This is a genomic window from Thioalkalivibrio versutus (assembly GCF_001020955.1).
In the GTDB taxonomy this organism is placed as follows: domain Bacteria; phylum Pseudomonadota; class Gammaproteobacteria; order Ectothiorhodospirales; family Ectothiorhodospiraceae; genus Thioalkalivibrio; species Thioalkalivibrio versutus.
Map to the genome: position 1 here is coordinate 1,363,965 of NZ_CP011367.1, position 12,927 is coordinate 1,376,891.

The window sequence follows — 12,927 nt, forward strand, 5'->3', positions numbered from 1 at the left end:
CCATGAATCCACGTAATACGCGCAGTTCGGCCCTCGTCCTGGCGGCCGTCACGGGGACCCTCTGGCCTTTGACTGCCCTTGCGGAGGGTGGCAGTGGCGGGGCCGCGGCCTATCTGACCCAGCTAATCGGCGGTCTGGTACTGGTGATCGGTGCCATTGTGGTGCTGGGCTGGATCCTGCGCCGGACCCAGGGCGGACTGAACCGCGGCTCGCAGGTGATCGAGATCGTCGCGGCACGCTCGGTGGGCACGCGCGAGCGTCTGGTGCTGGTTCAGGTGGGCGATGAACAGGTGCTGGTGGGCGTGGCCCCCTCCGGCATGCGCACCCTACACACGATGCGCGAGCCGGTGGTGGCGCCGGCCGGGGAGACGCCGGATTTCTCCAGCGCACTCAAGCGCGCCGTGACCCGCCGGGCTCCGCCCGGTAGCAGCGAGCGGGGGCAGTCGTGATGGCGCTGTTCCTGCGGTTCGCGCTGGCACTGGGCCTGCTGCTCCTGCCGGGCCTCGCCGGGGCTCAGGTGGCGCAGGGCATCGAGGCCCTGACTGTGACCACCAACGGAGACGGGGGCGAGACCTACTCGGTCACCCTGCAGATCATCCTGTTGATGACGCTGCTGACCCTGCTGCCGTCGATCCTGATCATGATGACGTCCTTCACCCGGATCATTGTGGTGCTGGCGATCCTGCGCCAGGGCCTGGGCACAACCCAGACACCTTCCAACCAGATTCTGATTGGCCTGGCCTTCTTCCTGACCCTGTTCGTGATGGCCCCGGTGCTCGACGAGATCTACGAGACCGCGTTTGTGCCCTACGTGAACGAGGAGATCGGGACGGAGGAGGTGATCGAGGCGGGGGTGCAGCCGTTGCGCGAGTTCATGCTGATGCATACCCGCGAGAGCGATATCGCGATGTTTGCCGAGATCAATGGGATCGACGGATTCGAGGAGGCGGATGACATCCCGTTGAACCTGCTGGTGCCGGCGTTCATTACCAGCGAGCTCAAGACCGCATTCCAGATTGGCTTCCTGATCCTGATCCCGTTCCTGATCATCGACCTGGTGGTGGCCTCGGTCCTGATGTCGATGGGGATGGTGATGCTCTCCCCGCTGATTATCTCGCTGCCGTTCAAGGTGATGCTGTTCGTGCTGGTGGACGGCTGGGCGCTGATGATGAACACACTCGCCACCAGCTTTTTCGTGTAGGAGTCGAGAATGACACCCGAACTCGTCGTGGATGTGGGGCAGGAAACGCTCATGGTAGTGATCCTCCTGTCTGCACCCCCGTTGTTAACAGCCCTCGCGGTCGGCCTCACGATCGGGATGCTGCAAGCGGCTACGCAGATTCAGGAAATGACCCTGTCGTTCATCCCCAAGCTGCTGGCGATGTTCGCGGCCCTGTTGTTCAGCGGCCACTGGATGTTGCAGCTACTGATCGACTACACCGAGCGCCTCTACGAGGGTGCGCCGGGGATGGTGGGGTAGGCACATGACGCTGGCGGCGGAACAGCTGGTGCTGTGGGTGGGGGCGGTCCTGTGGCCGTTCGCCCGCATTGGCGCCATGCTCGTCGCCATGCCGATCTTCGGCGCGGATACGGTCAATGCGCGGGTGCGCATGGGGCTGGCGCTGTTGCTGGCGATCTTTGTGGCCATGCAGGGCCCGGTCCTGCCGGATATCGATCCGTTGAGTCTTGAGGGCGTGCTGGTCACCCTGCACCAGGTCGCGATTGGCGTGTTCATGGGCTTCATTCTGCAGATGGTGTTCTCGGCCGTGACTCAGGCGGGCGAGGTGATCGCACTGGGCATGGGCCTGGGTTTTGCCTCCATCATGGATCCGGCTCAGGGCGTTCAGGTCCCGGTGGTCTCGACCATCTTTGTGATTTTTTCGACCCTCCTGTTCCTGGCGATGAACGGCCATCTGATTGCCCTGGAGCTGATGTTGACCAGCTTCGAGACCATGCCGATCGCCCCGACCGGTCTGAACGCGGAGGCCTTCTACGCCCTGGTGGCCTTCGGCTCCACGATGTTTGTGGGCGCGGTGCTGGTGGCATTGCCGGCGGTTGCGTCGCTCCTGTTGGTGAATATCTCCATGGGGGTCATCACCCGCGCGTCCCCGCAGCTCAACATCTTCGCGGTGGGGTTCCCGATGATGATCCTGATCGGGTTCGTGCTGATGATGTTGATCCTGCCGGGCCTGCCGGAACGTTTTGGCGAACTGATGTTCGAGGCCTTCAACCTGATGCAGACCCGGATGGGCTTCTGAAATGGCCGAGAACGAAAGCGGACAGGAAAAAAGCGAAGAGCCCACCCCGAAACGCCTGCGCGAGGCGAAGGAGAAGGGGCAGGTCCCGCGCTCGCGCGAGCTGAGTACGTTCCTGGTGCTGATGACGGCGGGCGCCTTCATGCTGATGTACGGGTCAAGCATGGGGGCACAACTCGCGGAACAGATGAGCAGTCGCCTGGATTTCGAACGCGAAATGGCTTACGACTCGTCGCTGTTATTGCCGTATCTGGCCGATGAGATCTTCCGCACCCTGCGGACTCTGTTCCCTTTGTTCGGCGTTCTGGTCGTGGCCGCGATGCTCGCGCCGATCGTGATCGGTGGCGCCAATTTCTCCTGGAAGGCCGCCGCACCCAAGCCTTCCAAGCTGAATCCCGGGAAGGGTCTGAAGCGGATCTTCTCCTGGCAGGGACTGATGGAGTTTGGCAAGACCTTCGCCAAGTTCGTACTGATCAGCAGTGTTGCGGTCGCCGTGCTGGCCACCTTCTCCGACCGGCTGCTGATGCTCGGTTACGAGCCTGTTCATCAGGGCATCATCCATGCCGCCCAGCTGGTTATGGGAACCTTCATCGCGGTCTCGGCGGCCCTGATCGTGGTCGCCGCCATTGATGCGCCGTTCCAGATGTGGAATCACCAGAAGCAACTGCGCATGACCCGCCAGGAGGTCAAGGACGAGTACAAGGAGACCGACGGCAAGCCGGAGGTCAAGCAAAAGATCCGTCAGTTGCAGCAGGAGATGGCGCAGCGGCGAATGATGGAAGAGGTCCCCAAGGCCGACGTGATCATCACCAACCCGACCCACTACGCCGTGGCTATCGTCTACGAGGCCTCGCGCATGGCGGCACCGAAGGTGGTGGCCAAGGGCGTCGACGAGGTGGCCGCCTCGATCCGTGCAGTCGGGGACGAACACGCGATCATCCGCGTCGAGGCCCCGCGCGTGGCCCGCGCCATCTACTTCACCACCGATCTGAACCAGGAAGTGCCCAACGGTCTGTTCGTGGCCGTGGCCCGCATCCTGGCGTACGTCTACCAGCTCAAGCGGGCCGATGCCGACGCGCAGATGCCGGATGACCTTCCAGTACCCGAGGACTATCTCGATCCTGACAAGCAACGCGGCCCGCGGAGGGATCGCTAATGGCCTTCTTTGACCGTCTGGGTAACGTGGGCAAGTGGGGGCTGGGGGCGCCGATCCTGCTGATCGCGATGCTCTCGATGATGGTGCTGCCGCTGCCGCCGCTGGCGCTGGATGTGCTGTTCACCTTCAATATCGCGCTGTCGCTGGTGGTGATCATGGTTGCGGTGTACACCCCGCGGCCGCTGGAATTCGCGGTCTTCCCGACCGTGTTGCTGGTCGCCACGCTGCTGCGCCTGGCGCTGAACATCGCCTCCACCCGCGTGATCCTGCTGGAAGGCCACACCGGCACGGATGCCGCCGGCAAGGTCATCCAGGCCTTCGGCGACTTCGTGGTCGGCGGCAACTACACCGTGGGGCTGGTGGTGTTCGCGATCCTGATCATCATCAACTTCGTGGTGGTGACCAAGGGGGCCGGGCGTGTGTCCGAGGTCAGCGCCCGCTTTACCCTGGATTCCATGCCCGGCAAGCAGATGGCGATCGACGCCGACCTGAACGCCGGCATCCTGACTCAGGAAGAGGCGCGCAAGCGCCGCGAGGAGATTGCCAGCGAGGCGGACTTCTACGGCTCCATGGACGGTGCCTCCAAGTTCGTCCGCGGCGATGCCATCGCGGGGATCCTGATCCTGTTCGTAAACATCATCGGCGGGCTCACCATCGGTGCGGTGCAGCACGGCATGTCGATCGGCGATGCCGCGACCAACTACGTGTTGCTGACCATCGGCGACGGCATCGTTGCCCAGATCCCGTCGCTGGTGCTGTCCTCCGCCACCGCGATCATCGTGACCCGCGTGACCAGCAGCCAGGACATGGGCCAGCAGGTGTACGGGCAGATGTTCTCCAACCCGCGGGTCCTGTACGTCGCCGGTGGCGTGATCGGCGCGCTGGGCGTCGTGCCGGGCATGCCGAACGCCGTGTTCCTGGGGCTGGCGGCGTTGATCTTTGGCTGGGCCTACCTGCTCAAGCGGCGGAGCCGCGAGGCCGAGGTGGAAGTGGAACGCATCCCGCAGGAAGACGAAGGCGGGGCTCGTTCGGAGGATCGCGACCTGACCTGGGAAGACGTCCCGCCGGTGGACCTGGTCTCCCTCGAGGTCGGCTACCGCCTGATCCCCTTGGTGGACCGTACCCAGGACGGTCAGTTGATGGGCCGGATCAAGGGCGTGCGGCGCAAGCTGTCGCAGGAGCTCGGTTTCCTGCTGCAGCCTGTGCACATCCGCGACAACCTGGAGCTCAGTCCGAACGCCTATCGGATCAGCCTGCTGGGGGTCACCGTGGCCGAAGCCGAGGTGTTCCCCGACCGCGAACTGGCGATCAATCCGGGCGAGGTCTTCGGCACCGTGCCGGGCACCCCGACCAAGGACCCGACCTTCAACCTGGATGCCCTGTGGATCGACCCGTCGGATCGCGACCAGGCCCAGGGCGCCGGCTATACCGTGGTCGACTGTTCCACGGTGATTGCGACGCATCTGTCGCAGGTGTTCCGCGAGAACGCCCACCGCCTGATCGGGCACGAGGAGGCACAGCACCTGCTGGATCAGCTGGCGCGGCATTCGCCGAAGCTGGTGGAGAACCTCGTGCCCAAGACCCTGTCGCTTTCGATCGTGCTGAAGGTGTTGCAGAACCTGCTGGCCGAGCAGGTCTCGATCCGCGACCTGCGCACGATCGCCGAAACCCTGGCAGACGACGGGGTGAAGAGTCAGGATCCCGGCACTTTGACCGCAGCGGTGCGCGTCGCGCTGTCGCGTTCCATCGTCCAGGACCTTGTGGGACCGGAGGATGAGCTGCCATTGATTGCCCTGGACCCATCGCTGGAACAGCTCTTGCATAAGTCCCTGCAGGGCAGCTCGGGTGGCACGGTTGGACTGGAGCCCGGGCTGGCGGAACGGTTGCAGCGTTCGGTTGCGGACGCGGCGCGCCGCCAGGAGACGGCCGGCCAAGCGGCGATCCTGGTGGTGGCACCGGAGATCCGTTCCTGGATTGCCGGCTGGTTGCGCGGCGCGGTTCGCAGCCTGACCGTCCTGGCGTTTACCGAGATCCCCGACAACCGGCGGATTCGGGTAGTGGCCACGGTCGGTCAGGAAGAAACGGCGAAGCAGTCCGCATGAGACATAGGGGTTCCGCCGCGTGAGCGGCGCAGGAGATCAAAGCATGAATGTCAGACGATATCGGGCCCGGGACATGCGCGACGCCATGCGTCAGGTGCGCGAACAACAGGGAGAGGATGCCGTGATCCTCTCCAGTCGCCGGGTGGATGGCTGGTTGGAGGTGGTCGCCGCCCTGGAGGATGGCGAGTCCTCGGAGCCGGTGCGCGAGCCGGAGGCCGCAAAGCCGGCCCGCGAGGCGCGAACCGCCGACCGCGCCCCGAATTCGGCGGCCCCTTCGTGGCCGGCCGATCCCGAGCTCACCGCGATGCGCCAGGAGTTGCGTGACCTGCGCAGCTTGATGACGCGTCAGTATGCGGAGAGTGACGAGGCTCGCTGGGCGGCCCGTCACCCCCTGGCGGCCGAATGCAAGGTCCGCCTGATCGACCGCGGCTTCAGTGAATCGCTGGCCCGCAGCCTGGCGGGCAGCATCCTCGATGACAGCTCCCCCGAGCAGGCTTGGGAGCGTCTCCGCGCGCGGCTTTCGGGTGCGATTGCCACGCATCGCCCGGCGATCCTGGACGAGGGCGGGCTGCTGGCGATGGTGGGGCCGACCGGTGTCGGCAAGACCACCACGCTGGCACGGATCGCGTTGCGCCAGATCCGTCGGATGGGACCGGATTCGGTTACGCTGGTGACCCTGGACAGCCAGCGCATCGGTGCCACACGGCAGCTGCAAGCCTTTGCACAGATGGCGGGGATCTCGGTGCGCGTGCTGCAGAATGCGCGCGAACTGCGCGATCTGGCGCGGCGCGTGGACGATGGCCACCTGATCCTGGTGGATACCGCCGGGCAGGCGCCGCGCGCGGTGGAGGAGGAGTCGCTGTTCGCGCATCTGCCGCCGGATATCCGTGCCGAGAGCTGGTTGGTTGTGTCGGCCACGACCCAGGGCAGTACCTTGCGGCGGGTGCTGGACGCGTTTCGCAAGGCGGATCCCTCGGCGCTGGTGCTGACCAAACTGGACGAGGCAGAACAGCTGGGCGAGGTCCTGTCGGTCCTGCTGGACCAGCACCTGGGGCTTGGGTTTGTAAGCGATGGCCAGCGCATCGCCGAGGATTTTCACCGGGTCGATACGGGGTATCTGACCCGCCTGGCACTGGACGACGATGCCGAGGGTGCGCAGGCGGGTGGCAATGCCCGCGAGACCTGGGCCGCCGAACGGCTGGCCGAAATGGAAGCGCCGCGACGCTCGCGCTCGCCGCTGCGCCCGGCGCAGGGGGCCGAGCCGGCCACACTGGAACTGATTCAGCCGGTTGGAAAGGGGCGTTATGCCACGCACTAACAAGCCGTTGAAGGTCATTGCGGTCGCCTCGGGCAAGGGCGGCGTGGGCAAGACCAACGTGTCGGTCAATCTGGCGGTCGGCCTGGCCCGGTTGGGCCGCGAGGTGATGCTGTTCGATGCGGATCTGGGCCTGGCCAACGTGGACCTGTTGCTCGGGATGCGCCCGGAGCGCACCCTGCACGACCTGGTGACCGGCGCCGTGGACAGCCTGGACGATGTCCTGGTTCAGGGGCCGGACGGGGTGAAGGTGGTCCCGTCGGCCTCCGGTATCGCGGCGATGGCGAATCTTACGCCGGCCGAGCACGCGGGGCTGATCCATGCCTTCAGCGCCTACCGCAAGCCGCTGGATGTCCTGATCGTGGACACTGCTGCAGGCCTGCAGGAGTCGGTGACTTCGTTCTGCCGGGCGGTACAGGAGACCCTTGTGGTGGTCTGCGACGAGCCGGCTTCGATTACCGATGCCTATGCCCTGATCAAGGTGCTGCATCGTGACCACGGGCTGCGGCGTTTCCGCATGGTCACCAACATGGTCAGCGGACGCGAGGGTGCGGAGCGGCTGATGCAGAAACTCAATACCGTCTGTGGCAATTACCTGCCGGAGGTGGTCCTGGATCTGGCCGGCTATATCCCGATGGACGAACATCTGCGCAAGTCCGTGCAGAAAAGGGCACCGGTGGTTCAGCAGTATCCCGGCAGTCCGGCCGGCAAGGCGTTTGCCGAACTGGCACGCACGGTGGACCGCTGGCCGGTTGGTGGGGGTGACCACGGGGGCGTCGGGTTCTTCGTGGAACGAATGCTGCAGAGTGCATGATGACGACGCGTAATCGACTTTCCGGCTACCAGGCGACGTCCACCGCGACCGGTGGACACGAGAAGTTGATTGCCGATCACGTTGAACTGGTGCATCGCATCGCGCACCACCTGATGGCCCGTCTGCCGGCCTCGGTCCAGGTCGATGATCTGATCCAGGCCGGCATGATCGGCCTTCTGGAGGCGGCGCGGCAGTTCGAGGGCGGGCAGGGGGCGACCTTTGCCACCTACGCCGGAATCCGCATCCGCGGTGCGATGATCGACGAATTGCGTCGCAGTGACTGGACGCCGCGTTCGGTGCACCGCAACAGCCGGCGTATTGCCGCCGCGATCCAGAGTGTCGAGGCCCGTGAGGGGCGTGCGGCGCGTGGGAGCGAAGTGGCGGCCGAGCTGGACGTGGCGATCGATGACTATTACGACATGCTCAAGGACCATGCCGGGGCCCATCTGTTTGCGCTGGACGATCTGGGTGGCGGGGATGACGGGGCCGATCGTGTGATCGAGGGGCAGGAAGTCTCTCCGTCGCGTAGCCTTGAGGCTGGCGAGTTTCGCGAGGAGTTGGCCGAGGCCCTTGGGGATCTGCCTGAACGCGAACGCCTGGTGCTGTCGCTGTATTACACCGAAGAACTGAATCTGCGCGAGATCGGGGCTGTTCTGGGCGTGACCGAGTCGCGCGTGAGCCAGATTCGCAGCCAGGCGGTCATCCGGCTGCGCGCGCGCATGGGGTCGTGGCTCGAAGACGGCACGGCTTTGCAGTTATTCTAAAACTCACCTTACGAATCCCGGAGTGACGTGTGGACAAGGGAATGAAAATTCTCATCGTGGACGATTTTTCCACGATGCGGCGCATTATCAAGAACCTCTTGCGCGATCTTGGCTTCAATAATACGCAGGAAGCCGACGACGGCAGCACCGCGCTGCCGATGCTGCAAAATGGTGATTTCGACTTCCTGATTACCGACTGGAACATGCCCAATATGCCGGGCATCGACCTGCTGAAGGCCGTCCGGGCGGATGCCAACCTGAAGTCGATGCCGGTGCTGATGGTGACGGCCGAGGCCAAGCGCGACCAGATCGTGGAGGCTGCGGAGGCAGGTGTGAACGGTTACGTGGTCAAGCCGTTTACCGCCGAAACGCTGAAGGAAAAGATCGACAAGATCTTCGAACGTATTGAAGCACAGGGCTAAGCATCGCCCAGTGATGAATACGGACGACGTCCGTCTCGCTTGCGCGGGTAGACGTGACCCGGCTCCTTCGGCGCCGTACCAGCAAGAGGCTCCTCATGACTGAACAGGAACACCCCCCACGCGACGGCCAGCTCGAGCTGGCCCGGCAACTGGTGCAGACGCTCGAGGCGGGCGACGACGCGGCGGCACGCGCGCTGGTGCAGGATCTAGCGCGTCCTTACGACCGCGAGCTCTTCGACGAACTGGGCAAGCTGACGCGCGACCTTCACGAGGCCTTGCAAAGCTTCCGTGGCGACTCGCGCCTGGTAGAGCTGACCCAGGCGGAGATCCCGGATGCGAAGGAACGCCTGAACTACGTGGTCACCATGACCGAGCAGGCCGCGCACGCCACGATGGGCGCCATCGAATCGAGCCTGCCGATCGCCGAGTCGTTCAGCCAGCAGGCGGCCGACTTGACCGCCAAATGGACGCGCTTTCGCAACCGGCAGCTCTCGGTGGACGAATTCCGCGATTTCGCGCGTGAGCTGGACAGCTTCTTCGGGCAGGCGGGCGAGGACGCCGAGGAATTGCGGCGGCTGCTCTCCGAGGTGTTGATGGCACAAAGTTATCAGGACATTACCGGCCAGGTGATTCGCCGCGTGATCCAGCTGGTGACCGACCTCGAAGAGAACCTCGTTACCCTGATTCGGCTCTCCAGCGGGCGCATGGAGCAGGTCGAAGCGGCCGAAGCGTCCCTGGAGCGTGGCGAAGAAGACCGCGAGGCGGACCGCAAGGGCCACGGCCCCAGTGTGCCCAAGACTCAAGATTCCAGCGCAGATGTCGTTCAAGGACAGGACGAGGTGGACGATCTGCTATCAAGCCTGGGCTTCTAGCAGTGCCCCCCATACGACTGGCGCCACGGGACCGGAGAGACTGAATGGCCATCGACCCCAATGACGAAATCCTTCAGGACTTCCTGATCGAGGCCGGGGAACTGCTGGAGGGGCTCAACGAGCAACTCATCGACCTGGAACAGAATCCGGACGACCGGGATCTGTTGAATGCGGTCTTTCGAAGCTTCCACACCATCAAGGGGGGCGCCGGGTTCTTGAGCCTGGATCCGCTGGTGACGGTGTGTCATCACGCCGAGGACGTCTTCAATCTGCTGCGCAACGGCGAACGCCGGGCCGATAGCCATCTGATGGACACCATGCTCCGCGTGCTGGACTCCCTGAACGTCATGTTCGGGGATCTGCGCTCCGGCGTGGACCCGACCCCCGCCGATGCCGCGGTGGTCGAGGACCTGCGGCGCATGGCAAAAAACGAAGACGTGGCCGGAGATACCGCCACGGCGCCGCCCGCGCCTGAACCGGAGCCCGTCCCCGAGCCCGTCCCCGAGCCACAGGCCTCGGCCCCCGGCGACGCCATGGTGGGCGGCGGGGAGGAGATCACGGACGACGAGTTCGAGGCCCTGCTGGATACGTTGCATGGTGACGGCGCCCCGGCACCCGTGGACGCGGCCGTGTCGGGCGGCGCCGGGGCCAGCGACGACTCGGGCGGTGATCTGATCAGCGACGACGAGTTCGAGAATTTGTTGGACGAGTTGCAGGCCAAGGGCGGGGGTCAGGCATCGCCCGAACCGGCTGCGGATCCACTGCCGACCGAGCCCGCGGCCGCGGCGCCCGAGCCGGAAAAAGCAGTAGCGCCGGAGCCGGCTGCCGCCGGTGGGCAGGGCGGTGGTGGTGCCCGCGCCGGCGGGGCCGAGGCCGGGGGGCGCCCGGCTCCACAGGGCGAGACCTCCGTGCGTGTGGATACCGAGCGGCTGGACGAGATCATGAACCTGGTGGGCGAGCTGGTTCTGGTGCGAAACCGGCTGAGCATGCTGCGTTCGCAGCATGTCGACGACGAACTGGGCAAGGCGATCAGTTCGCTGGCACTGGTGACCTCCGACCTGCAGACCTCGGTGATGAAGACCCGCATGCAGCCGGTGAAGAAGGTCTTCAATCGCTTCCCTCGAGTGATCCGCGATCTGTCGCGGAATCTGGGCAAGGAGATCGAACTGGAGATCTTCGGCGAGGAAACCGACCTCGACAAGAATCTGGTCGAGGCCCTGTCCGATCCGCTGGTGCATCTGGTGCGGAATGCTGTGGACCATGGCATCGAGACGCCAGATGTGCGCGAGGCGGCGGGCAAGCCGCGCAAGGGTACGGTCGTGCTCGGCGCGGCCCAGGAGGGCGATCACATCGCACTGCTGATCAAGGACGACGGCGGTGGCATGGACCCACAGGCCCTGCGGCGCAAGGTGGTGGAGAAGGGGCTGATGGAGCCCGCGATGGCCGAACGGATGACCGATCGCGAGGCCTTCAACGTCATCTTTATGGCCGGATTCTCCACCAAGACCGAGATCTCGGACGTCTCCGGCCGCGGGGTTGGCATGGACGTCGTCAAGACCAAGATCTCGCAGCTCAACGGCACCATCGAGATTGATTCCGAGATCGGCGTAGGGACCACGCTGCGGGTGAAGCTGCCCCTGACCCTGGCGATCCTGCCCGCGCTGATGGTGATTCTGGACGGCCGGCGTTTTGCGATCCCGCTGGCTTCGGTCTCCGAGATCCTGGATCTGGATTTGACCAAGACGAATTACGTGGATGATCAGGAAGTCATCATGGTGCGCAAGCACGCCCTGCCTGTTCATTACCTCAAGCGCTGGTTGAAGCCGGGGCACGAGCCCGAGCCGCGCAAGGATGCCCACGTAGTGGTGGTCCATACGGCCGACCGCAAGGTAGGGCTGGTAGTGGATGATCTCGTGGGGCAGGAAGAGGTGGTCATCAAGCCGCTCGGCCAGAATCTGCAAGGTGTGAAGGGCCTGGCGGGAGCGACGATCACCGGAGATGGCGGCATCGCCCTGATCCTCGACGTCTCTGATCTGGTGACCATCCTGATGCGGCAACTGCAAATGTCCGGTCGACCGCGCCGCGCGTCGCGCTCGAGCGAGGGCTGAGGATGCCGATCAGGGTTCTGGTGGTTGACGACTCGGGGTTCTTTCGTCGGCGTATCGCCGAGATCCTGGATTCCGATTCCGGCATCGAGGTCGTGGGTTCGGCCGAGAATGGCGAGCAGGCGATCGCCAAGGTCCGGGAGCTCGATCCCGATGTCGTGACCATGGATATCGAGATGCCGGTGATGGACGGCATCACCGCGGTGCGCAAGATCATGGCCGAGCGCCCGCTTCCGATCCTGATGTTCTCCAGTCTCACCACCGAGGGAGCCCAAGCGACCCTGGATGCGCTGGAGGCCGGTGCGGTGGACTTCCTTCCCAAGCGCTTCAGCGACATGGCCGGGGACGAGGACAGCGCACGCATGCTGCTTCGGCGCCGTGTGCGCTCGTTGTCACGCAGCCGGGCGCGCTCCGTTAGTGCCCCGGGCACGACCACGCCTGCGCGGGAAGCCCGTCCGTCCGCGCGCCGCGAAGAGACCGACCGTCAGGCAGCGGCCGATGCGCGCAAGCCGGCTCCCGCGGTTGCCAGTTCCCGGCCGCCGACGCCGTTACGGCAGTTGCGCGCGGTGCTGATTGGTACCTCCACCGGCGGTCCGGTGGCGCTGCAGGAGGTGCTGAAGCCGCTCCCGGCGAATTTCCCGCTGCCGATCCTGCTGGTGCAACACATGCCCGCCAGTTTTACCCCGGCCTTCGCCGAACGCCTGAACGCCATGTGCAATATCGAAGTCCGTCAGGCGAAGGACGGCGACGTGCTGAAACCGGGCGTGGCGCTGCTGGCGCCGGGCGGGATGCAGATGACGCTGGAACGCGGCAGCCAGACGCATGTGCGAATCGCGGAGAGCCCTCTGGGCACCATCTACAAGCCGAGCGTGGATGCGGCCTTCGGTTCCGCCGTGGAGGCGCTGCGCGGGCAGGTGCTTGCCGTGATCCTCACCGGCATGGGTGCCGATGGCCGCGAAGGCACGCGGGCACTGAAGGGCGCCGGCGCGCAGGTGTGGTCGCAGGATGCGGCGACCTGCGTGGTGTACGGGATGCCGGCGGCAGTAGCCGAGGCCGGCCTGTCCGATCATGTGTACCCGCTGCCCGAAATCGGGCCCGCACTGGTGAAGGGGTTCTGCTGAC

13 protein-coding genes are annotated in these 12,927 nt (G+C 65.0%); all 13 read left to right on the forward strand.

Features of this window, described 5'->3' with window-relative positions:
- The first annotated feature begins 2 nt into the window (after nucleotides 1-2).
- The 13 genes from fliO to TVD_RS06355 all read left to right on the forward strand — a co-directional run bounded on the left by fliO (nucleotide 3) and on the right by TVD_RS06355 (nucleotide 12,926).
- On the forward strand, nucleotides 3-449 hold the full coding sequence (fliO, locus tag TVD_RS06295) for a flagellar biosynthetic protein FliO (protein WP_018145750.1): 447 nt from the start codon (nucleotides 3-5) through the stop codon (nucleotides 447-449).
- Complete coding sequence (fliP, locus tag TVD_RS06300; RefSeq protein WP_018145749.1) at nucleotides 449-1,201, forward strand: flagellar type III secretion system pore protein FliP; 753 nt, start codon at nucleotides 449-451, stop codon at nucleotides 1,199-1,201. Before fliO ends, fliP begins: the two co-directional genes overlap by 1 nt.
- Before the next feature lie 9 nt (nucleotides 1,202-1,210).
- Entirely contained in the window at nucleotides 1,211-1,480 is a 270-nt protein-coding gene (gene fliQ, locus TVD_RS06305; RefSeq protein WP_019593099.1) for a flagellar biosynthesis protein FliQ, read from the forward strand.
- Between the two features lie 4 nt (nucleotides 1,481-1,484).
- Nucleotides 1,485-2,258, forward strand: coding sequence for a flagellar biosynthetic protein FliR (gene fliR / locus TVD_RS06310; protein WP_047251121.1), 774 nt, complete (start codon nucleotides 1,485-1,487; stop codon nucleotides 2,256-2,258).
- A 1-nt stretch (nucleotide 2,259) separates the two neighbouring features.
- Nucleotides 2,260-3,411, forward strand: a complete 1,152-nt coding sequence (flhB, locus tag TVD_RS06315) for a flagellar biosynthesis protein FlhB (RefSeq protein ID WP_047251122.1) — start codon at nucleotides 2,260-2,262, stop codon at nucleotides 3,409-3,411.
- Nucleotides 3,411-5,513 (forward strand): flagellar biosynthesis protein FlhA, encoded by a 2,103-nt coding sequence (gene flhA / locus TVD_RS06320; protein ID WP_018951414.1) that lies wholly within the window; start codon nucleotides 3,411-3,413, stop codon nucleotides 5,511-5,513. Before flhB ends, flhA begins: the two co-directional genes overlap by 1 nt.
- Before the next feature lie 73 nt (nucleotides 5,514-5,586).
- Entirely contained in the window at nucleotides 5,587-6,831 is a 1,245-nt protein-coding gene (gene flhF / locus TVD_RS06325; RefSeq protein WP_019628219.1) for a flagellar biosynthesis GTPase FlhF, read from the forward strand.
- A complete protein-coding gene (locus TVD_RS06330) occupies nucleotides 6,818-7,642 on the forward strand; it encodes a MinD/ParA family protein (protein ID WP_018937629.1) in 825 nt (274 codons plus the stop codon). The genes flhF and TVD_RS06330 overlap by 14 nt, the downstream gene beginning before the upstream one ends.
- Nucleotides 7,639-8,406, forward strand: coding sequence for an RNA polymerase sigma factor FliA (locus TVD_RS06335; RefSeq protein WP_018951417.1), 768 nt, complete (start codon nucleotides 7,639-7,641; stop codon nucleotides 8,404-8,406). The genes TVD_RS06330 and TVD_RS06335 overlap by 4 nt, the downstream gene beginning before the upstream one ends.
- Nucleotides 8,407-8,447: 41 nt before the next feature.
- Nucleotides 8,448-8,828 (forward strand): chemotaxis response regulator CheY, encoded by a 381-nt coding sequence (gene cheY, locus TVD_RS06340; RefSeq protein ID WP_018145741.1) that lies wholly within the window; start codon nucleotides 8,448-8,450, stop codon nucleotides 8,826-8,828.
- A 95-nt stretch (nucleotides 8,829-8,923) separates the two neighbouring features.
- The gene (locus TVD_RS06345; RefSeq protein ID WP_018145740.1) at nucleotides 8,924-9,700 is read left to right on the forward strand and encodes a protein phosphatase CheZ; all 777 of its coding nucleotides are present in this window, start codon (nucleotides 8,924-8,926) and stop codon (nucleotides 9,698-9,700) included.
- A gap of 44 nt (nucleotides 9,701-9,744) precedes the next feature.
- Nucleotides 9,745-11,808 carry a chemotaxis protein CheA gene (locus TVD_RS06350; RefSeq protein ID WP_047251123.1) on the forward strand — a complete coding sequence of 688 codons (2,064 nt, stop codon included), beginning with the start codon at nucleotides 9,745-9,747 and terminating at the stop codon, nucleotides 11,806-11,808.
- Between the two features lie 2 nt (nucleotides 11,809-11,810).
- Nucleotides 11,811-12,926, forward strand: coding sequence for a protein-glutamate methylesterase/protein-glutamine glutaminase (locus TVD_RS06355; RefSeq protein WP_018951419.1), 1,116 nt, complete (start codon nucleotides 11,811-11,813; stop codon nucleotides 12,924-12,926).
- Nucleotide 12,927 lies beyond the last annotated feature (1 nt).

Bases quoted from the DNA above. Each gene is read 5' to 3' on its own strand.
- TVD_RS06350 (WP_047251123.1), top strand. From the start codon at position 9,745: ATGGCCATCGACCCCAATGACGAAATCCTTCAGGACTTCCTGATCGAG.
- fliQ (WP_019593099.1), top strand. From the start codon at position 1,211: ATGACACCCGAACTCGTCGTGGATGTGGGGCAGGAAACGCTCATGGTA.
- fliO (WP_018145750.1), top strand. From the start codon at position 3: ATGAATCCACGTAATACGCGCAGTTCGGCCCTCGTCCTGGCGGCCGTC.
- cheY (WP_018145741.1), top strand. From the start codon at position 8,448: ATGAAAATTCTCATCGTGGACGATTTTTCCACGATGCGGCGCATTATC.
- flhF (WP_019628219.1), top strand. From the start codon at position 5,587: ATGCGCGACGCCATGCGTCAGGTGCGCGAACAACAGGGAGAGGATGCC.
- fliP (WP_018145749.1), top strand. From the start codon at position 449: ATGGCGCTGTTCCTGCGGTTCGCGCTGGCACTGGGCCTGCTGCTCCTG.
- flhA (WP_018951414.1), top strand. From the start codon at position 3,411: ATGGCCTTCTTTGACCGTCTGGGTAACGTGGGCAAGTGGGGGCTGGGG.
- TVD_RS06345 (WP_018145740.1), top strand. From the start codon at position 8,924: ATGACTGAACAGGAACACCCCCCACGCGACGGCCAGCTCGAGCTGGCC.
- TVD_RS06355 (WP_018951419.1), top strand. From the start codon at position 11,811: ATGCCGATCAGGGTTCTGGTGGTTGACGACTCGGGGTTCTTTCGTCGG.
- fliR (WP_047251121.1), top strand. From the start codon at position 1,485: ATGACGCTGGCGGCGGAACAGCTGGTGCTGTGGGTGGGGGCGGTCCTG.
- flhB (WP_047251122.1), top strand. From the start codon at position 2,260: ATGGCCGAGAACGAAAGCGGACAGGAAAAAAGCGAAGAGCCCACCCCG.
- TVD_RS06330 (WP_018937629.1), top strand. From the start codon at position 6,818: ATGCCACGCACTAACAAGCCGTTGAAGGTCATTGCGGTCGCCTCGGGC.
- TVD_RS06335 (WP_018951417.1), top strand. From the start codon at position 7,639: ATGATGACGACGCGTAATCGACTTTCCGGCTACCAGGCGACGTCCACC.